21 protein-coding genes are annotated in these 17,776 nt (G+C 46.4%); 7 read left to right on the forward strand and 14 right to left on the reverse strand.

The window, feature by feature from the left end; all coding sequences use genetic code 11:
- Nucleotides 1–149: 149 nt before the first annotated feature.
- The gene (locus tag KNO69_RS08790) at nucleotides 150–881 is read left to right on the forward strand and encodes a hypothetical protein (RefSeq protein WP_078146615.1); all 732 of its coding nucleotides are present in this window, start codon (nucleotides 150–152) and stop codon (nucleotides 879–881) included.
- A 272-nt stretch (nucleotides 882–1,153) separates the two neighbouring features.
- The gene (locus tag KNO69_RS08795) at nucleotides 1,154–1,441 is read left to right on the forward strand and encodes a hypothetical protein (RefSeq protein WP_074037396.1); all 288 of its coding nucleotides are present in this window, start codon (nucleotides 1,154–1,156) and stop codon (nucleotides 1,439–1,441) included.
- A 60-nt stretch (nucleotides 1,442–1,501) separates the two neighbouring features.
- On the opposite strand, the gene KNO69_RS08800 is transcribed toward KNO69_RS08795, so the two are convergent.
- Genes KNO69_RS08800 through KNO69_RS08815 form a run of 4 tightly spaced genes read right to left on the reverse strand, consistent with a single transcriptional unit; the run spans nucleotide 1,502 to nucleotide 3,372 of the window.
- Complete coding sequence (locus KNO69_RS08800) at nucleotides 1,502–1,714, reverse strand: hypothetical protein (protein ID WP_078146614.1); 213 nt, start codon at nucleotides 1,712–1,714, stop codon at nucleotides 1,502–1,504.
- Nucleotides 1,707–2,243 (reverse strand): hypothetical protein, encoded by a 537-nt coding sequence (locus KNO69_RS08805; protein ID WP_078146613.1) that lies wholly within the window; start codon nucleotides 2,241–2,243, stop codon nucleotides 1,707–1,709. The genes KNO69_RS08800 and KNO69_RS08805 overlap by 8 nt, the downstream gene beginning before the upstream one ends.
- A complete protein-coding gene (locus KNO69_RS08810; RefSeq protein ID WP_078146612.1) occupies nucleotides 2,240–2,827 on the reverse strand; it encodes a phosphatase PAP2 family protein in 588 nt (195 codons plus the stop codon). Before KNO69_RS08810 ends, KNO69_RS08805 begins: the two co-directional genes overlap by 4 nt.
- Nucleotides 2,827–3,372: a phosphatidylglycerophosphatase A family protein gene (locus KNO69_RS08815; protein WP_015881233.1), complete on the reverse strand. Its 546-nt coding sequence runs from the start codon at nucleotides 3,370–3,372 to the stop codon at nucleotides 2,827–2,829. Before KNO69_RS08815 ends, KNO69_RS08810 begins: the two co-directional genes overlap by 1 nt.
- 175 nt (nucleotides 3,373–3,547) lie before the next feature.
- Here KNO69_RS08815 and KNO69_RS08820 point away from each other — a divergent pair, with 175 nt between their 5' ends.
- A complete protein-coding gene (locus KNO69_RS08820) occupies nucleotides 3,548–4,057 on the forward strand; it encodes a YjcG family protein (RefSeq protein ID WP_214817395.1) in 510 nt (169 codons plus the stop codon).
- Nucleotides 4,058–4,059: 2 nt separating this feature from the next.
- Here KNO69_RS08820 and KNO69_RS08825 read toward each other — a convergent pair whose 3' ends face one another.
- Both KNO69_RS08825 and fabI read right to left on the reverse strand, forming a co-directional pair.
- Entirely contained in the window at nucleotides 4,060–4,248 is a 189-nt protein-coding gene (locus KNO69_RS08825; RefSeq protein WP_015881231.1) for a hypothetical protein, read from the reverse strand.
- Between the two features lie 83 nt (nucleotides 4,249–4,331).
- Nucleotides 4,332–5,105: an enoyl-ACP reductase FabI gene (gene fabI, locus KNO69_RS08830; RefSeq protein ID WP_074037406.1), complete on the reverse strand. Its 774-nt coding sequence runs from the start codon at nucleotides 5,103–5,105 to the stop codon at nucleotides 4,332–4,334.
- Nucleotides 5,106–5,254: 149 nt separating this feature from the next.
- On the opposite strand from fabI, the gene KNO69_RS08835 reads away from it, so the two are divergent.
- Complete coding sequence (locus KNO69_RS08835) at nucleotides 5,255–6,421, forward strand: FtsW/RodA/SpoVE family cell cycle protein (RefSeq protein WP_031421494.1); 1,167 nt, start codon at nucleotides 5,255–5,257, stop codon at nucleotides 6,419–6,421.
- A 35-nt stretch (nucleotides 6,422–6,456) separates the two neighbouring features.
- Here KNO69_RS08835 and KNO69_RS08840 read toward each other — a convergent pair whose 3' ends face one another.
- The 3 genes from KNO69_RS08840 to yjbM are packed head-to-tail and all read right to left on the reverse strand — an operon-like array spanning nucleotide 6,457 to nucleotide 8,778.
- Nucleotides 6,457–7,320: an RluA family pseudouridine synthase gene (locus KNO69_RS08840; protein ID WP_214691108.1), complete on the reverse strand. Its 864-nt coding sequence runs from the start codon at nucleotides 7,318–7,320 to the stop codon at nucleotides 6,457–6,459.
- 3 nt (nucleotides 7,321–7,323) lie between these two features.
- Nucleotides 7,324–8,121 carry an NAD kinase gene (locus KNO69_RS08845; RefSeq protein WP_196430470.1) on the reverse strand — a complete coding sequence of 266 codons (798 nt, stop codon included), beginning with the start codon at nucleotides 8,119–8,121 and terminating at the stop codon, nucleotides 7,324–7,326.
- A gap of 12 nt (nucleotides 8,122–8,133) precedes the next feature.
- On the reverse strand, nucleotides 8,134–8,778 hold the full coding sequence (yjbM, locus tag KNO69_RS08850; RefSeq protein WP_015881226.1) for a GTP diphosphokinase: 645 nt from the start codon (nucleotides 8,776–8,778) through the stop codon (nucleotides 8,134–8,136).
- Between the two features lie 109 nt (nucleotides 8,779–8,887).
- Between yjbM and KNO69_RS08855 the strand changes: the two genes are divergently transcribed.
- The gene (locus KNO69_RS08855; RefSeq protein ID WP_214817396.1) at nucleotides 8,888–9,469 is read left to right on the forward strand and encodes a CYTH domain-containing protein; all 582 of its coding nucleotides are present in this window, start codon (nucleotides 8,888–8,890) and stop codon (nucleotides 9,467–9,469) included.
- 86 nt (nucleotides 9,470–9,555) lie between these two features.
- Nucleotides 9,556–10,329 (forward strand): DsbA family protein, encoded by a 774-nt coding sequence (locus tag KNO69_RS08860; protein ID WP_214817399.1) that lies wholly within the window; start codon nucleotides 9,556–9,558, stop codon nucleotides 10,327–10,329.
- Nucleotides 10,330–10,534: 205 nt separating this feature from the next.
- Here KNO69_RS08860 and pepF read toward each other — a convergent pair whose 3' ends face one another.
- The 3 genes from pepF to cls are packed head-to-tail and all read right to left on the reverse strand — an operon-like array spanning nucleotide 10,535 to nucleotide 14,939.
- Nucleotides 10,535–12,337, reverse strand: coding sequence for an oligoendopeptidase F (pepF, locus tag KNO69_RS08865; protein WP_214817402.1), 1,803 nt, complete (start codon nucleotides 12,335–12,337; stop codon nucleotides 10,535–10,537).
- Nucleotides 12,318–13,415: a competence protein CoiA gene (locus tag KNO69_RS08870; protein WP_214817405.1), complete on the reverse strand. Its 1,098-nt coding sequence runs from the start codon at nucleotides 13,413–13,415 to the stop codon at nucleotides 12,318–12,320. Before KNO69_RS08870 ends, pepF begins: the two co-directional genes overlap by 20 nt.
- Nucleotides 13,416–13,427: 12 nt before the next feature.
- Nucleotides 13,428–14,939: a cardiolipin synthase gene (gene cls / locus KNO69_RS08875; protein WP_015881221.1), complete on the reverse strand. Its 1,512-nt coding sequence runs from the start codon at nucleotides 14,937–14,939 to the stop codon at nucleotides 13,428–13,430.
- 83 nt (nucleotides 14,940–15,022) lie between these two features.
- Between cls and KNO69_RS08880 the strand changes: the two genes are divergently transcribed.
- Nucleotides 15,023–15,748 carry an SDR family NAD(P)-dependent oxidoreductase gene (locus tag KNO69_RS08880; RefSeq protein ID WP_214817408.1) on the forward strand — a complete coding sequence of 242 codons (726 nt, stop codon included), beginning with the start codon at nucleotides 15,023–15,025 and terminating at the stop codon, nucleotides 15,746–15,748.
- Nucleotides 15,749–15,786: 38 nt separating this feature from the next.
- On the opposite strand, the gene KNO69_RS08885 is transcribed toward KNO69_RS08880, so the two are convergent.
- On the reverse strand, nucleotides 15,787–17,019 hold the full coding sequence (locus KNO69_RS08885) for a DUF2254 domain-containing protein (RefSeq protein ID WP_214817411.1): 1,233 nt from the start codon (nucleotides 17,017–17,019) through the stop codon (nucleotides 15,787–15,789).
- Between the two features lie 63 nt (nucleotides 17,020–17,082).
- Nucleotides 17,083–17,739 (reverse strand): adaptor protein MecA, encoded by a 657-nt coding sequence (gene mecA / locus KNO69_RS08890; RefSeq protein ID WP_015881218.1) that lies wholly within the window; start codon nucleotides 17,737–17,739, stop codon nucleotides 17,083–17,085.
- Between the last annotated feature and the right edge of the window lie 37 nt (nucleotides 17,740–17,776).

A 17,776-nucleotide genomic window follows, 5' to 3' on the forward strand; every position in this document is an offset into this window, starting at 1 on the left:
GTGGAACCCGCCTTTCCTATTCGTTTCCTCAATTATACTTCTATTTTCCCAAATGTATCGAACTCAACCCTCTCGTACCGTCTCAAGATGGCAGAAAACACGTGTTTTTGCTACTATAATCGTAGTATGTCAAACTGAGGGGATACCATATGTCAAAACAACTCTTTTATTTGAAGCAAGACCGGGACGTCCAACGCTTCACACTGCATGGTGTGACGTTGGCGGATGTAACAGAAGCGCTTTCCGTGACGAGACCGATGATTATTTGTCGAACGGACATCAAAGGGATGAGACAATCCTCGAGGTCGCGTTTCCGTTATATTGAAGCGCACGAACTATCTTCGTTCTCGTCTAAGTATTTGAATAACCAAACAACGTTTACGGCGATCGATTTTCCGGACTACAATACGCTCGAAACTCTGTCCGATCATGAAATTGCAGAAATCTTGTTTTTAAGTCATATGGAACGCGGAATCAAGAAGCCGTTCTTGGATTCGCTCGATAATGAGATTGTGTTCTTCAATGAAGCAAACGATCGACATAGCAGTCTTTATATTCGCGATTGGTCGACAATCAATCATTTCGTCCAAAACATGTTGCAAAGTAAACTCGATCGTGACATTCGTAACATCAGTTTTGTTCCGATTCCACTTCCCGTCATCGATGAATTACTCGATTTGGCACCTCAAGGTCTGATCATCGATTTCGATCATACGAAACGCAGTTTGTTCAATCGACAAATCGTCATCTCATTCTATGTAGCGGGCCGTTATGAAGACATGTCTGTTCTTGAAGAAGACTTCGATGCGAAGAAAGAATCCATCGCCTTAAAAGGGCAATTGTTGTACCGTCGTCGTACATGGCAGATTGAACGATTATAAGGTCATACATGTAATGAATAGTTGTGAACCTCTGGAAATGAGGTTCTTTTTTGTTATTTTCAGACCGATTGTTTCAACCTTATGCCTATACTGGACAGGGTTGAACGCTATTCTTAAAAATTGATAACAAATTGTCTTAATTTTTTGTTAAATTAACACTTTTCTTTTTCGAACGAGGCGTTATACTAGGAATAACCTTCTGGAGGAATGGAAGGCAATATAGAGAAAGCGAGGTGAAAATCTATTCATCACGCGATGGATAGATACACGAAATGGAACAACTGAAAGTACAAGGAGTCTCATCGTTCACCAAGTTTGCGACGAATGGAAAAATGCTGAAACTTAAAGATGCTCACGCAGGGGAACAACGCATTTCACTACAGGATGCGACGGATATTCAAGTCTCTCTGCTCGACGAAGACCATTCGCGCTTCACTATATTTGGTCACGCTCACCCTTTGGTGGAGCTGATCCTTCCTCACAATTCTTGTGAAGTCCTCTATGCTTGGTTACTACACAAGATGAAACGACAAAAAATCAAACTCGCTTCAAACGCTTAAACAAAACAAGGTCTGCTCTCCATGTGGGAGGCAGACCTTGTTGTTTTGACTGAAGTCATTTCATTCCTTCGTTTCTTCCAATGATGAATTCGCAGTGACCGGGTTTCTGCGATAAATCGTCACGCCACCATGCTTGGCCTCTCCTACTACTTGAAAGAGCCAGCCTTTCTCAATCAAAATGGTTCGAACGGATAAAAAGTCTTCGCGTGGTACGTTCACTTCATCCACTTGTCCGTCCAACAATTGCTGAAATGTCGTTTCCCAATCAGTCATGTTGATTCTCCTTACGTAAGTCTTCATCATGCATCCATTCGAACAGGCGTCGTCCGGATTCTAAGCGATCCGTCTTGTCTAACAATGTTGCCGGGACGACCCGCGTCGCATCAATCGACTCATCTCCGGCAAAAGCGACAGGTTCATTCGTCATCTGTTCAATATATTGAAGTGCAAACAATAAAATCGATTTTTCTGTATCCAATCCACTTTCCCGTAGCACAACATCAAACGACTCATCTCGTTTATTGTCCACTAGTAACGTCCGTCCCCCGTCGAGGAGAGCCAATGATGGCACAGCATCGACATGAAATACTTCATATGCGCGATAGGTCTGCTCATCACACAGTAAAAGGGGAACAAAACGACGTCGGCTCGTCCATTTCTTTAACTGAAACAAAATTTTCATCGAGGTGAACCACGTCGCCCCATCTCGATCTTTTTCCACTAAAATTGTGGGAACTGATGCTTCATCCGCTTCTTTTTTTTGAACGAATAACCATTTTTCTACATCTACCACGACGATCAAATCGTTTTCCTCCTTATGATCCATTCAGACAATGCAATCATCGTCAACGCAACGAGCCAACCGCCGAGCACGTCACTGAAGTAATGAACGTTCAAGATGACACGGCTGAGCGAAACCGCGAGGACGAGGCACAAGAGAATGAAGATGACGACTTTCGACTGTTTCTTTCGATACAGTACATAAGCTGTCAATCCATATAGGGCCAGCGACCCTGAGGCGTGTCCACTCGGAAAACTGTATGTCGTTGCATCGAGGGATGCATCAATGAGCGGTCGATCGATTCCGTAGACGAGCTTTAGCACCTGGGTAAACAGAAGTGTCCCGATTCCGACGAGCGCTAGTCGCCACGCTTCGATACGGTCCCCGCGCCAATACCAAAACAACAACCCTAATATGGAGAGCCCCACAATGACCTGTGCACTCCCGAGCTCTGTCACGTAGGCAAACACTCGATCCGGTAGCGGCTGTAACCATTCATATACGAATGTGTTCATCGGATCGACCGCCCCTAAAACGACAAACACCGACACGATCACATATGCGACCGTCCCGGTGATGACCACCATCTGCGGTGTCCACTTCATCAATACAACCCTTTTCTTTCACGCATCTCTTCTTCTCCGAAATCGACCATATCTCTTAACCGGTGCGCCAATCGTCCTGAAGCGTTGGCAGCGATGGCACCGACGAGATCGTCCATGAACGTATGCACTTGCCCATCATCCATCTTCGTGTCGAGTTGTTTGATGATACCGATTTTTGCCTTGTCTAAGTATCCGAAAGTCGTAACGGCAATCGAACCATATGTGTTGACGGCACCGATCGCAATCGTCTCGTCCACTCCAAATAAACCTTCGTCTGAGGCGATAATCGACAGAAGCGGTTCAGATAATTGCCCTTTTTCAGCCAGCATATCGAGCTCTGATCCCACGAGAATCGCATGTTGTAGCTCACGTTTATCTAGAACCGCCTCGACAGAATCCATACAATCTTTTAATGAAAGATGCGGCGAATAGGGTGCCTGCATCTGGTATACGATTTCAGCAATCGATTCAATCGTAACCCCGCGTTCGAGCAAACGAGCACGAGCCGCTTCTCGGACGTCACGTGAGTGTGGTACGTGTTTCATAATAGGCGCAGGATCGAAATCCCGCTTCACATCCCTTCGTTCAGAGAGTCATCGTCTCTCTATATGATATAACCATTATACTGAAAAATTGAAAAAAGACGAACCCTGCTTTGACTTCCCACATTAAATCGGTCATCATTAACATGTAGGTTAAACGATTAAAGGGGGAAGAGGAATGAAGATTGGGGTAGTCTTATTTCCGTCTAAACAAGTGCAAGATTTTGCGAACTCTTATCGAAAACGCTATGACACAAAATATGCGTTGATTTCACCTCACGTGACCATTAAAGAGCGGACAGAGGTGTCAGAAGAAGACTTGCCGAAAGTACTCGAGTACTTGCAACAAGTTGCGGATTCGACTAAACCGATTCAGTTAAAAGTCGATGGCGTTCGGTCTTTCGCACCGACGAACAATGTCTTGTATTTAAAAGTGTTACCGACACGTGATTTGTCGACTCTTCAGCAACGACTGCATGAAGGTGTGCTCAACCAAACACCGAAATATGAATTCTTGCCGCACATCACGATTGGTCAAGATTTGACCGATGCCGAGCTGTTCGACGTCCTCGAACGTTTGCGTATGGAGCAGGTTCATTTCGAAGAGACGATCACTCGGATGGCCGTCATGTATGAACTCGAAAATGAAACATGGAACGTCTATGAGACGTTCCGTTTCCGAGGCTAACCTTATATGCTCCGGTCGACATAGCGACCGGGGTTTTTTTCTTGCTCTTCTTCAAGCCATTCTTCACGTCGAGGTCGGATTCGTTGGACACGTTTGATTCGTGTCACCGGTTCGATGCTTGCTCGACCTGATGGCTGGACTTGTCGGTTGACGTATTGTACGACAGTAAAATCAATCTGATAGGGACCCATGATCTGACCTCCTTCATAGGTCCTTACCCGATTTATTCACGAGGTAATACAAAAATGGCGCATCACTGCGCCATTCCCCAAACTTATAAAATATGGTATCCGCTATCTACGTGAATGACTTCGCCGGTCACGCCACTTCCCATCCCCGAGAGGAGGAAGAGACCTGTCGAAGCTACTTCTTCCGCCGAAACGTTTCGACGCAATGGCGCCTTCTGTTCAAGCTCAGAAAGGATACTGTTGAAATCACCAACCCCTTTGGCTGACAATGTACGAATCGGCCCCGCCGAGATAGCATTGACACGCACACCATGTGGACCGTATTCGTTCGCCAAATACTTGACGCTCGAATCAAGTGCCGCTTTGGCGACACCCATCAAGTTGTAGTTCGGAACGACACGCTCGCCGCCGAGGTAAGTGAGTGTGATTACCGAGGCGTCTTGTGCGAAGTAAGGCTTCGCCGCTTTCACAACTGCCGTCAAACTATATGCTGAGATGTCTAATGCCTGCGCGAACTGACCACGTGTCATTTCTGAGAACTCACCGCGCAATGCTTCTTTGTCAGCAAATGCGATCGAATGCGCGATTCCTTGAATCTCGCCAGCTTGTTCGTGAATCGAACGGAATGTTGAATCAATCGCTTCGTCATTCGTCACATCACACTCAAGTAGAATCGCTTCTTGTTTCAACTCACTTGCGAGTGACTCGAGACCCGATTTGAATCGTTCTGCCGCATACGTTAACACGAGCTTCGCCCCTGCCTCATCAAGCGTTTTGGCAATCGCCCATGCAATCGAGCGCTTGTTGGCAATCCCCATGACGACGTACGTTTTATTCGTTAATGTTGGATAAATTGACATCATAAACTCCCCTTTTTAGTACCTGGTGATAATATCTGTTCTCAGATTACAGAAAGGTTTCTGTTTTGTCAACCGACTCGTTACGTATTGCGATTTTTTTAAGTTGCGGTAAGATAAAATACGTATAGAAAGGGTGATTCGACTCCATTATGAACCGTATACAATCATATTTTAAAAGTTTAGATACGACACTGTTGACCATCGTCTTCCTATTGATGATCATCAGTCTCGGTGCAATCTATACCGCTCAACCGATGTTGCCAACGCGACTTCAACATATCAACTTCGCTCTTGAACAAGGCATTCGTTATGTCATCGGCTTTTTTGCAATGTTCGCGATTATGACGATTGAATATGAGCAACTCCGGAAAATCCATTGGTACTTATACGCATTCGGTCTACTTCTGCTCGTCGGTCTGATTCCGTTACGTGACACGTCGCTCGTACCGAACATCAACGGGGCGTATGGTTGGTATAACGTGCCTGGATTCAGTTTCCAGCCGGCCGAATTCATGAAGCTCTTTTTGTTGATTTCTATGTCGACCATCGTCTATGAGCACAATAAACGTTACGGATCGTCACAACTCGATACATGGCTCCTCGTGAAACTGGTACTAGTCGCCATCCCGCCGCTCGGGCTGATTGTGACACAACCGGACTTAGGGACCGGGCTCGTTCTGATGACGATGCTCGGCGCCATCATCATCGTCTCGGGAATCGGTTGGAAGTGGCTTCTTGGTCTCTTCAGCGCTGCGGCTTTGACCATCGGCACATTCATGTATCTGTTCTTTGCCCATTTCGAAGTCTTACAAGCATTCGTACCTGGACACGCCCTCAACCGCTTCCAGGCCTGGATTTATCCTTACGAATATTCAGATGATCTGGCATTCCAATTAATCAAATCGCTACAGGCGATTGGTTCTGGACAGATGTTCGGAGCAGGATACGGCCAGGGTCTCGTCTATTTACCGGAATCTCAAACGGACTTCATATTTGCCGTTATCGCAGAACACTATGGGTTCATTGGCGCAGCTCTCGTGATCATCGTCTTCTTCTTATTCCTCTATCGGATGATTCACATTGCGTTAGAGTCTAGTAGCGCGTTCGGAAGTTATATCGTCACCGGTGTCATCGCCATGTTCACATTCCAAGTGTTCCAAAACATCGGTATGACAATCGGTGTCTTGCCGATCACTGGACTTACCCTCCCGTTCGTCAGTTACGGGGGAACAGGGATTATCATGAACATGATTGCCATCGGTCTCGTCATGAACGTGGCTTCTAAATCAAAAACCTATATGTTTGATGATGATTGACAAAATCCCTCAAGGTTTTACCTTGAGGGATTTCTTTATACAGTTCGAAAATCTTCCGGAATTGGCGCATCAATCTGAATCTCATCCCCTGTCATCGGATGAATGAATCGCGCAGACGCGCTGTGAAGGGCGTGACGGGGCATACGAGTCGTCCCACCATACATGGAGTCCCCAATGAGCGGATGACCGATATGGCGCAAATGCACGCGAATTTGATGGGTCCGTCCCGTCTCGAGTCGAATCGTCAATAACGAGCCGCTCTCAAATGGCTGACAGGCGAGGATATGCGTGATGGCGTGTTGTCCCTCAGTTGTCACGACTCGCTCCATAATCGAATTCTCGGCACGCCCGATCGGTGCTTCAATCGTTTGTGGTGTCACTTCTTCTTCGACCAATGCCTTGTACGTACGCACCAATCCATTCGCTTTCTGAAGTTCACTAAATCGATGATGAATAAATCCATACTTTGCAAACAAGACGACACCGCTCGTGTCGCGATCGAGCCGATTGATCACGTGAATCGCAGATGACAGACCGATGCGTTGATAATAGCCGAGTACAGCGTTCGCAAGTGTATCGGTCGGATGTAGTCGTGATGGAATCGTGGCAATCCCTGCCGGTTTATCGACCGCCAACAGCGTATCATCTTCATACAGAATTCGAATAGGCCGATCTGAGGCGACCATATCGAGTGAAGGAGCTTCAAGCGGGAATCGCACCATCACTTCATCTCCTGGTTCGAGTTCATGTCTTACGGTGCGGTGCACGCCATTCACTTCAATATCCCCTTCATGCTTCACAAGCGTGAGCATCTTTCGAGAAATCCCCATATCTTGCATTAAAAAGTCGCGAAGTGGGACGGCTTTCTCCACAACGCGACGAATCGTAAACCCTTGCATTCGTTACTTTCCTTCCTCGATGAACGATTCGCGAACTCGGCGCCAGAATGGGAAGGGCCGGAAGCGAGCGAACGTCACTTTTTCTTTTGCGACCGCACATCGAATCGAGACGACATCCGACCAGGACAACGCTTCTTGATGGTCAAACGCCAATTCAAATTCGGTTTTCGTGTGCGGTTTGATTTTCACTTGATGGTGTTTTGGTAAGAGAAGCGGTGCACCGATCGTTCGATACACTAGGTTGTTGATTGAAGCCATCTCGGTCACTTGAATGGCTTCAATCGATGGGTGAACGATTGCTCCACCGAGTGCCTTATTGTAGGCGGTCGAACCCGATGGTGTCGAAATACATAATCCATCTCCACGGAACGTTTCAAAGTAGTCGTCTCGAATCGATAAATCACAGACGAGCGTTCGCTTGTAGTTCTTAATCGTACAGTCATTCATCGCCAGTCGACGATCAGTCTCCCCGTCCTCATAGTCAATGAGCACCTCAACGAGCGGATAGGAGACCGGCTCGAACGATTCGCTCGTGATCATCTCGGTCAATTCATCCAACTCATCCGGTTGCCAATCGGCATAAAAGCCGAGATGCCCGGTATGAATCCCAACAAGTAGCGTTTCATCGAGTCGGTCGATGTATTTATGAAACGCCTGTAACATCGTCCCGTCCCCTCCGACCGATACTACGATTCGGGGCTGTTCAGATAATGTATGCCCGGCGGCTTGAAGTTTTTGAGTCAGTTCCTCGGCGATCTCCGCTGATCGCGTATCTCCCCTCGATACAATCGCAAACTGCATATCGGTTTCCCCCTAGTCTTCGTCCGTTTTCACGTTCATCTCTTTATCCCGAAACACCTGCTGGGCGTCCTGAATTTCAACGCGGAGTTGGCTCATCTCGGCATCGAGTAAAAAGGCCGCCTCGGCTGCACGTCTCAATCGTTCCTGCACTTCAAGAGGCATGTCACCATCATATTTATAATTCAATGAGTGCTCGATCGTGGCCCAGAAATTCATCGCAAGCGTGCGGATTTGCACTTCCACGAGCGTCGGGATTTCACCGTGAATCGTTTGGACCGGGTACTCGATGATGACATGATACGATCGATAACCCGAATCTTTCTGATGGGTAATGTAATTCCGTTCTTCCACTATTTTAAAATCTGTTCGACGATGTAGCAAATCCAAGACGTGAACGATATCATCAACAAATTGGCACATGATTCGTAATCCTGCTATATCTTGCATATCCGTCGCCAATTCATGGTCAGCGATATTCTTTCGTTTCGCTTTCTCAAGAATGCTCCCGACCGGCTTCACTCGACCTGTGACGAATTCAATCGGAGAATGGTCATTTTGGGATTTGAACTGCTTACGAACGGCTTTCAATTTGACTTTCAACTCGTCTACCGCAATTTGATACGGCACTAAAAACTGATCCCAGTTCACTGATTGCATACGCTGTCACCACTTTCGTTCTTTTCCGGAAAAAACGCGTCCTTTCCGTATGTATCCGTTTGTATGGTATCATAAACGAACAATTGTTCATAGAATGGAGCGATGATTCATGACCCAAGAAGTGGAAATTGAATTTAAATCAATGTTGACGAAAGACGAATATGAGACACTCCTACGTGCCTATCAGCTTGATGATCAGGTTCGTTGGCAAGCGAATGACTATTTCGATACCCCTTCCTTTCAGCTAAAAGCGAACGGGGCGGCACTTCGGATTCGCGAGAAGAAACAAGGTCAAGTGCTGACGTTGAAGCAACCAAACGAGGTCGGATTGCTTGAGACACATGCCACTATTACAGAAGATGAGGCTGAGGATCTGTTTAAGTACGGTATCATTCATGACGAGCAAATGAAACAGGCACTGGCCCCGTTCCAGCTGAATGCACCGCTCGAACACCTCGGTCGACTTGAGACGAATCGAGCAGAGTTACAGATAGAAGACGGTCTACTCGTTTTGGACGAAAGCCATTATTTGGAGACGAGCGACTATGAAATAGAATTTGAAGTGACGAATGAAGAAGAGGGAAAACGTGCGTTCGAAGGACTTCTTGCAAAACACGGTCTCCCCTATCGTCCCGCCAAAAATAAAATCGTCCGATTCATGGAATTAAAAATGAGTCGGTTGGAAGGTTGAGCAGATACATTGCCAACCTTTTTTTTTCGTTGCTACAATGAGTTTACAAAGTTAAATGAGTTTTTTGACGAGAGGAGGCGACACAAATGGAACTTGAACAATGTAATGGGTCATCCTGTTCACTGGAAGAAACTCCTATTCAAGTAACGTATAAGCCATTGGAGTTATTCTATTTCATGGACATCTCAAGTCCTGAGAACTTTCACGTGATGACACTGATCAAAAAGTTAGAGATTGAATACGGACATGTGATTCGTTTTCGAATGGTCTCTACCGTTCCTAGCTGTGTTGGCGGATGTCAGGAAGAAGTTCGCCTTCTCACCATGATCAAAGCGCTGGAATTGCAAGGGAAACGTCATGCGATGCGCTTTTTGCGTCATTTGCATGTGAATGATCTATTCTCTGGTGAACAACTTGGTTCAATCGATTTATGGGAAATCGCACGTTCTTTCGAAGAGTATGGCCTTGATTTAAGTGAACTTGAAGCCGATCTTCAATCGAACCAGCTCTTGAATGCATTAGCTGTCGACCATCAAGTGTTGAAAGATTGGGAGATTGAGTCATTGCCCGCACTCACATTCGTGACGCGCGATGAAGCATTGAAGATTGAAGGGGTATATCCGTACGATGTCTATCAATCGGTCATGACTGAATTGTTAGGTTATGCACCGAGCCGTACGACCGATTGGGATGTAGCCAAAGTGTTGGCACGCTATGATGCGTCGACCATCACAGAGCTATCGTACATTCTAGACATGGAGAAGACAGTGATTGAACGCGAATTGAAGAAGCTCTCCCTACAACAGCGTTGCCGTCCTGTGCCAGGATGTAGCGGTGAAGCGTGGGCTCAAACGAAATAAAAAATGAACCCCATGGCCGGGGAGCCATGGGGTTTTTGACGTCTCAAGCGGGGACAAGAGACATCGAACCTTGAGGCCCGGGGAAGGCCTACAAGATGGGAGAAAGTTTACGGTCAATAAAGGGGTTTGTGATTGATTTCACACTTATAATATACCTAGTACAGAATCGCCTGACAACCTCTTTGTGCATATTGTCACATATTGTTCACGAGAACAATAATGATTCCATTTCATCAAGAACTGCCTCGAACTGATCGAGTGCCTTCAATACCGGCTCCTTCGTCGTCATATCGACACCAGCCGCCTTCAGCACCTCAATCGGATAGTCACTAGAACCCGCCTTCAAGAAGTTATCGATATAACGACGTACGGCTGGCTCCCCTTCTTCCATGATCTGTTGTGACAGTGCAGCAGATGCCGAAATCCCTGTCGCATATTGATAGACGTAGTAGTTGTAATAGAAGTGTGGGATGCGCGCCCACTCATATGAAATCTCTTCATCGATGACAATCTCGTCTCCGAAATAGCGTTTGTTCAACTCGAGGTACGTTTCATTTAAGTACTCCGGAGTGAGCGATACGCCTTCTTGAGCAGCTTGATGAATCATGTGTTCGAATTCAGCGAACATCGTTTGACGGAACAATGTTCCACGGAACGTTTCAAGCTGATTGTTCAGCAAGTAGAGACGCTCCTCTTTCGCTGTTCTCGTTTTCAACAAATGGTCGTTTAACAAAGCTTCGTTCGTCGTCGATGCCACTTCTGCAACGAAGATTGAGTAATCGCCATACGGATATGGTTGCGATGTGCGTGTGTAATGACTATGCACCGAGTGTCCGAACTCGTGTGCGAGCGTGAACAAGTTATTGACGTTATCTTGCCAGTTCATGAGGATGAACGGTTGCGTATCGTACGCTCCCGAGGAGTAAGCACCGCTACGCTTACCACGCGTCTCTCGCACATCGACCCAACGCGATTCGAGACCGTCTTTGACAATTTGGACGTACTCTTCTCCGAGTGGTGCCAAACCATCTACCATCCATTGTTTCGCTTCCTCATATGACACTTTCATCTCGACATCTTTGACGAGCGGTGTGTAGAGGTCATACATATGCAACTCATCTAAGCCGAGCGCTCGCTTACGTAACGCGACATAACGATGTAACAAGTCGAGTCGTTCGTTTACCGCTTCTACGAGGCCGTCGTATACAGACTCCGGAATCGCATTATGGTGGAGTGCGGACTGTCTTGCACTTTCAAATTTACGCACAGTCGCATAGAAGTTATCTTTCTTCACACTTCCTGACAATGTCGAGGCGAACGTATTCAAATATTGCGCGTACGTCCCGTACATCGCTTTAAATGCCCCTTCGCGGACGCTTCGGTCAGCCGATTCAAGGAACGTGATATATCGACCGTGCGTCAACTCGACTTCTTCCCCTTTTTCATTTTTCACTTTCGGGAATTTCAAGTCCGCGTTGTTGAGCATACCGAACGTCGAGCTCGATTGACCGAGCACATCTCCCGCTTGTCCCAAAATGGCTTCTTCTGCCTCTGTCAATACGTGCGGACGCTCAAGTGCCAACTCATGGAATGCATGACGATAAACGCGAAGTGACTCATTCTGCTCCATGAAGGCTTCAATCTGATTCTCATCAATCGAAAGCAACTCAGGTGTCATAAATGCGAGTTGCGCTGAAACTTGAGAAGCAAGTGAGCCGGCACGATCATTCAATGCTTGATAATGGCTATTCGCCGTATCTTCGTCATAGCGCATATGCGCATACGTATATAGCTTATGTAACTGACGTGAGAGATCGTCCCGAAGTTGCAACACTTCGTATAACGTCTCCGCCGACTCCCCAAGGCGTCCTTTAAATCCAATCAATTCCGGTACTTTCTCTTTTAACGCTTGAAAATCCGATTCCCAAGCCTCGTCATTGCTGTAGATGGTCTCTAAGTTCCACGTTTCTTCCACTGGAACTTGTTGTCTAGTCAATACCTCTGACATACGTCCACTTCCTTTTCGATGATTTAGTCGATTGTAAGATCAATCGCTGAAGTCCTTGAAACAAACGTGTATCGTGATGTCTGGCCTCCTCGTAATGCTTCGGATGCGGCCATGACCTGACATCACAGGATAGACGACTCGCATTCAAGAGTTGTTTCCATTGTACATGAAATGACTGGGAAAAGTCGCTTGTCGGTGTCACCCCAAATTGTCGACACGTTTTTTGAATACTCCATTCTACGGAATCGTGAGGTGACTCGTAGCGATTCAAATAAAGAACGGTTTGAAAATCAATCGGATGCACACGAATTCCCCAAAGCGATGATAGCGGAAGGTAACAGGCGGTCGGTAATAATGCGGGTAACAGACCAAGTGGATAGAGCCGATTCAATATGAGCCGTCGATTTAACGGAGATGGGTAAAGAGGCGACATCCGTTTACGACGAATCATCTCTGTCCATTCAAAAGCATCGAACCGGTAGTAAGCTTCGTACGGTGACGTGTTCACGGAAGATGAGGTTTCCCAGCTTCCGATTCCGTACTTAATCGAAATCGGAAATCCATTGAAGCGTAACAATCTCCCATTTCTCACCGTCAACAACCGATGTCTCTGAAACAGTTCTAGACGCATCCATGGTTGAAACGATTGATTGCTTCTCAAATCGAGACCGCTCGCAATCCAAATGACATCAAGCCCCGCTCGTCGATAATCAATCGTTCGCTCGGCGTATTCTTCCGGTCGCAAGGGAGATGCCTGAATTTCGAACACGGTGTGCTGCCCGTCCATGTTCGTGAGGATGTCAGCCCGACGATTCTTAATCGTCACTTCTTGCTCGACTGGATAGCCTTTCTCTTGAAGCCACTGGCACACCGCCCATTTATCCTGATGGTGCGTGACCGATTCAGCCCTCCCACAGGTGTGGATATGCGCAAAATGTAGCCGTCGCTTTACACCTTGCTTCACAATCAATACTTCCTGACAAGTCGGACATCGAAAAGGAGCAAGTTGCTCTGCTTGCATCCGATTTAATGTAAAGGAATCAATGATATCCCCTTCCCGATCGATTGCAAACCGCATCTTGCTCCCTCCTCATAGCAATGGTGAAAACATTCTGGCTAATGATTCAACGAGTTTGATAAAGAATGACCGTTTCGCGAACTCTTCTAATACGAGTTCGTGAGACCCTTCGAAATCATCATATAAGTCTTGTTTCAATTGATGGACTGAGTTCGTGTTATAGAGGAGCGCATTGACCTCAAAGTTCAAATGAAAGCTCCGAAAATCCATGTTCGCCGTCCCAATCGTGGCTAATCCATCATCCACCACGATGACTTTTGAATGCATGAATCCCTTCTCATATAGATAGATCTTTACCCCGGCGAGTAACAGTTCTTCATAATAGGACCGACTCGCGTAGAACACGATTTTATGGTCGGGATAACTCGGTAAGACGATGCGGACATCAATTCCTGATAATGATGCCGTCTTTAAGGCACTCATAATGTCTTCATCCGGAATCAAGTAAGGTGACGAAATGTAGACAGATTTTTTTGCAGCATTGATGAGTGAAAAGTAAATGGATTTCATCGTCTCATAAGGTTCATCCGGTCCACTCGCAACGATTTGAACCCCTCCGCTCGCACTTCTTACCGTCTCAAGCGGCTCTAGATAGAACGGTGTGAATAGGCGTTCCCCAGTCATGTAATACCAATCTTGCAAGAAAATCAATTGTAGTTCAGATACCCCTTCTCCTCTGACATACAGATGGGTGTCGCGCCAAAACCCGAACTTAGAGTGCTCACCTAAGTACTCATCCCCTACATTCAAGCCACCTGTGAATGCCTCCGTACCATCGATGACCACGATTTTTCGGTGGTTTCGATAGTTCGTCTTACTTGAAACGAGTGGCAATACAACTGGAAAGAACGCCTGGACTTGGACACCGGCTTGCTTCATCTCTTCAAAGAACGTGCCGCTCGTATGAATGGACCCGACGGCATCATACAAAAATCGGACTTCGACCCCCGCCTTCGCTTTTTCGATCAAGATCCGCTGTATTTCCCGAGAAATGCGATCTTCCCGGAAAATATAATACTCTAGATGGATGTGTCGGGACGCTCCTTTCAGAGCCGGCAATAACTTCGAAAATTTTTCACGGCCGTTCGTCAAGATTTGCGTATACGTATTCGATGAGACCGGTAACTGGTTCAACGAAGAAGTCAAATGCATCAGCTTCTCGTAATCGTCGTGGGCGAACATGAGGGACGGCGACAACGTCATCGCTTTCTGACGATAGGCCAAGTATGTCTCTTCATCAAGCATCGCTTTTTCTTTGAACATTCGTTTACGGCGATAGTTCTGGCCGAATACAAAGTACGCGAATAATCCGATGACTGGAAAACCAATCATGACGATTGCCCAAATGAGCGTACGTTGTGGGTTTCGATTTTCAAGTAAGATGACGAGTAATATACTGAACGTTGTCAAAAAGACGAGAATCGAGAACAATCCGATTACTTGTGAGCTCCAGTAATACGATAATATCGCAATGAGTCCTGCGAGCAAAATGAGGGAAAAGAGTACTTGTATGCGTCGCAACATATTATAAGCTGACCTCGTTTCTGTCATGTATTATCATTAATTATACATCGTAACGTCATCTTTTTGAGGGGAGCGAATGAATTATGGGGACTTTTCTGATCACAGGTGCGACAAGCGGGATTGGTCGCGCCGTCGCTTTACAGTTGACTGGTAAGGGGCACCGAGTCATCGGGATCGGTCGGGATGAAACAAGAGGCGCCGCTCTCGAGTCTGATTCAAATGGACAAGCCACATTCATTCGATGTGACCTTGCTTCGATAGAGGACATCGACCATCTTTTCGCTCAGTTAAAAGAGCAAGATGTGACCTTGAACGGATTATTCAATAACGCTGCTACTTTTGGTAGACCGGGCACACCTGAACGTTTGACACATGAGTCGTATAACGAGGTATTCGATGTCAACTTGTATGCGCTGAACACCGTCACACAACGTGCCATTCCCCTATTTGACCAAGGAGCGAGTGTCGTCAACAATGCTGCCATCGTTGGGCACGTCAAGTTTCCACCGATGCTCGCGCACTATGCCGCTTCAAAGGCGGCCGTAATAGCCTTAACTAAAACGTTCGCACACCGAATGAAAGGAAAAGTAAGATTCAATGCCGTTTGTTTTGGACCGATTGACACACCGCTCAGTCACAAGCTATATGGGGGTGAAGCAAAGTTCAAAGAGGCGATGACCCACCATTTCCGGGGACATGCCGCACATCCTGAGGAAGTGGCGCCGGTCGTAGAATTTTTATTGACTGATGCTTCAACTTACATTAACGGCCAAGCCATCACAGTCGATGGCGGATATACATTGTCTTGAACAGAGACCACCTCTTCTTTAGAACAGGTGGTCTCTGTTCATGTTGTCATCTTTTTAGCCCGATTCATTTTATTGCGCAAATAGTTCTGTTCTTTCGCATGAAGGCGATCCCAATCAATCACATCCGCAAAATATTGAATCATGTCCTCAAATGTCGAATCGAGTGTTTCATGTGCTTGGAGGCGCGCCATTCGAATCGCCTCGAACACGGACCCCATCACAAAGATATCTCGGCTCGCATAAGTCTGCATCGGCGATAGCGATTCAAATAGAATCGTCTCAAGCGTTTTTCGTTTCACATGCCAGTCAGACTTCCCGTTCGAATACAAAAAATCACCATCTGGTAATTCACAAAGTTCTCTTAAAATATCCCCGATGTAATGAATCGCATGAATTGCCGTGTTCGGATCATTGATTCCTGGAGAGATTCCTCTTAGCGCAATCTCACTCAATTTTTCAATCGCAAATGACGGGTCTTGCATCGAAGAACGCACTTCCCCAATCTCAAATAACTCGATATCCGGTGCGTCCTCGCCTTTCCAAAACCCGAGTAAATCACCTTTGGCAACGAAATCCCCGACGGCTACGACGGACTCAAAGTCCGTTTCATGATCTCCTTGTTTCTCTCTTAAAAACAATCGGATGTACCCCGTTTGCGGAGCTCGTACCGCTTGACCTTCCAATGAATGGACAGGTCGAGGCAAGACGAGATGAACCTCATCCGACTCAATCGCATCTTTTTGCTCGCTGATGACGGAGAGCGCTTCTTTATGTAACGCGGATAATAGACGTTCCGCCTGAATCGAAACACTGATCGTCTGGATGAACTTGACGAATGCCCAAATCGAACCAATAACTAAGAGCACACTGATCCCGGACGACAACACGACGCCTTCATCTGCCGTACGGACGAGGAATAGGTTCGAAATTCCATAAACCGTCGTCATGATGAAAAGACCGAGCGTATGCTTGGCCGACGTGTTCGTCAAAAAGTTATTGATTGTCCGTGGAGAGAACTGAGAGGAATACGTTGTCAATACGACCAGAATCGTGGAAAAACTGAACGTCATCATCGTCATCAGGCTCGTAAATGTCGAAGACAACACAGACGCCGCTGAGTCCAGGTCTAAATAAATAAAGCCTGGTAATAAATCACGAAAGAAATCCCCAAACACTTGGGTTAATGCCGTTAATACGATGCCACCCGTTCCGTATAAAAATGGGACAAACCATGCACTGTCATCAAGTAGTAATCGAATTCGTCTCACCATACCAACACCTCTTTACCGTCGATTTGAAAAAATCGCCTGTCCAACTGAACAGGCGATGTGTCATTAGAAATAGTGACGCACTTTCGCAAAGACGTCGCCATCGAGAATGAGTTTCCCATACTCTTCAAGCATCGGTTGCGTCTGTGTGCTGAATGTTAAATATTCTGCTAAAAGACTGAGTGCATTCTCTTCGTCTTCCGGTTCCATTTCATCCGGGAAATCAATCCACAAGTAGTAACGGTCCTGATAGTGGTATAGTTTCAAATCAAGATCACTGAACATGTCTCCTGTGCGTTTACTCAGCGAAATGATTGCCTCGAAATCATTTGTTTCCATCGCGAGTGGTGCCCAAGCATCTGCTTCGGCTTCAAGTTCATCCAACTCACTCAATTGGTCGAGTACCGATTGTTGATCTCGTGCCTCATCGATTGCTGATCGAAGAAGCGAACCGAGTTCAGAATCGTCTTCTGTGTCCATTACATTTTTCGCGATTGTCACAGTCACTTCTAGACCTTTTTCAAAAGCTTGTACTTGAATCCATAGTGGACCATCAAACGAGATGTCTTCACGTTCGTGAGCCTCGTCCATCATTTGCCAGAACAGCTGCTCGCCACGTTCTCGGTTGTACCAAATTTCATCACGAGCAAAACCACGTTTTTCGATATCCACGTATGTGATGAAAAATTTGACGGTATTATCATTGATGCGCTCAATTTTCACGATTGTCCACTCCCTTCTCACCTCGCTCCCAATTCAC

Source organism: Exiguobacterium sp. s131, from assembly GCF_018617345.1.
GTDB classification, from domain to species: Bacteria; Bacillota; Bacilli; order Exiguobacteriales; family Exiguobacteriaceae; genus Exiguobacterium; species Exiguobacterium profundum.

Bases quoted from the DNA above. Each gene is read 5' to 3' on its own strand.
- KNO69_RS08790 (WP_078146615.1), top strand. From the start codon at position 150: ATGTCAAAACAACTCTTTTATTTGAAGCAAGACCGGGACGTCCAACGC.
- KNO69_RS08795 (WP_074037396.1), top strand. From the start codon at position 1,154: ATGGAACAACTGAAAGTACAAGGAGTCTCATCGTTCACCAAGTTTGCG.
- KNO69_RS08800 (WP_078146614.1), bottom strand. From the start codon at position 1,714: ATGACTGATTGGGAAACGACATTTCAGCAATTGTTGGACGGACAAGTG.
- KNO69_RS08810 (WP_078146612.1), bottom strand. From the start codon at position 2,827: ATGAAGTGGACACCGCAGATGGTGGTCATCACCGGGACGGTCGCATAT.
- KNO69_RS08815 (WP_015881233.1), bottom strand. From the start codon at position 3,372: ATGAAACACGTACCACACTCACGTGACGTCCGAGAAGCGGCTCGTGCT.
- KNO69_RS08820 (WP_214817395.1), top strand. From the start codon at position 3,548: ATGAAGATTGGGGTAGTCTTATTTCCGTCTAAACAAGTGCAAGATTTT.
- KNO69_RS08825 (WP_015881231.1), bottom strand. From the start codon at position 4,248: ATGGGTCCCTATCAGATTGATTTTACTGTCGTACAATACGTCAACCGA.
- fabI (WP_074037406.1), bottom strand. From the start codon at position 5,105: ATGTCAATTTATCCAACATTAACGAATAAAACGTACGTCGTCATGGGG.
- KNO69_RS08835 (WP_031421494.1), top strand. From the start codon at position 5,255: ATGAACCGTATACAATCATATTTTAAAAGTTTAGATACGACACTGTTG.
- KNO69_RS08840 (WP_214691108.1), bottom strand. From the start codon at position 7,320: ATGCAAGGGTTTACGATTCGTCGCGTTGTGGAGAAAGCCGTCCCACTT.
- KNO69_RS08845 (WP_196430470.1), bottom strand. From the start codon at position 8,121: ATGCAGTTTGCGATTGTATCGAGGGGAGATACGCGATCAGCGGAGATC.
- yjbM (WP_015881226.1), bottom strand. From the start codon at position 8,778: ATGCAATCAGTGAACTGGGATCAGTTTTTAGTGCCGTATCAAATTGCG.
- KNO69_RS08855 (WP_214817396.1), top strand. From the start codon at position 8,888: ATGACCCAAGAAGTGGAAATTGAATTTAAATCAATGTTGACGAAAGAC.
- KNO69_RS08860 (WP_214817399.1), top strand. From the start codon at position 9,556: ATGGAACTTGAACAATGTAATGGGTCATCCTGTTCACTGGAAGAAACT.
- pepF (WP_214817402.1), bottom strand. From the start codon at position 12,337: ATGTCAGAGGTATTGACTAGACAACAAGTTCCAGTGGAAGAAACGTGG.
- KNO69_RS08870 (WP_214817405.1), bottom strand. From the start codon at position 13,415: ATGCGGTTTGCAATCGATCGGGAAGGGGATATCATTGATTCCTTTACA.
- cls (WP_015881221.1), bottom strand. From the start codon at position 14,939: ATGTTGCGACGCATACAAGTACTCTTTTCCCTCATTTTGCTCGCAGGA.
- KNO69_RS08880 (WP_214817408.1), top strand. From the start codon at position 15,023: ATGGGGACTTTTCTGATCACAGGTGCGACAAGCGGGATTGGTCGCGCC.
- KNO69_RS08885 (WP_214817411.1), bottom strand. From the start codon at position 17,019: ATGGTGAGACGAATTCGATTACTACTTGATGACAGTGCATGGTTTGTC.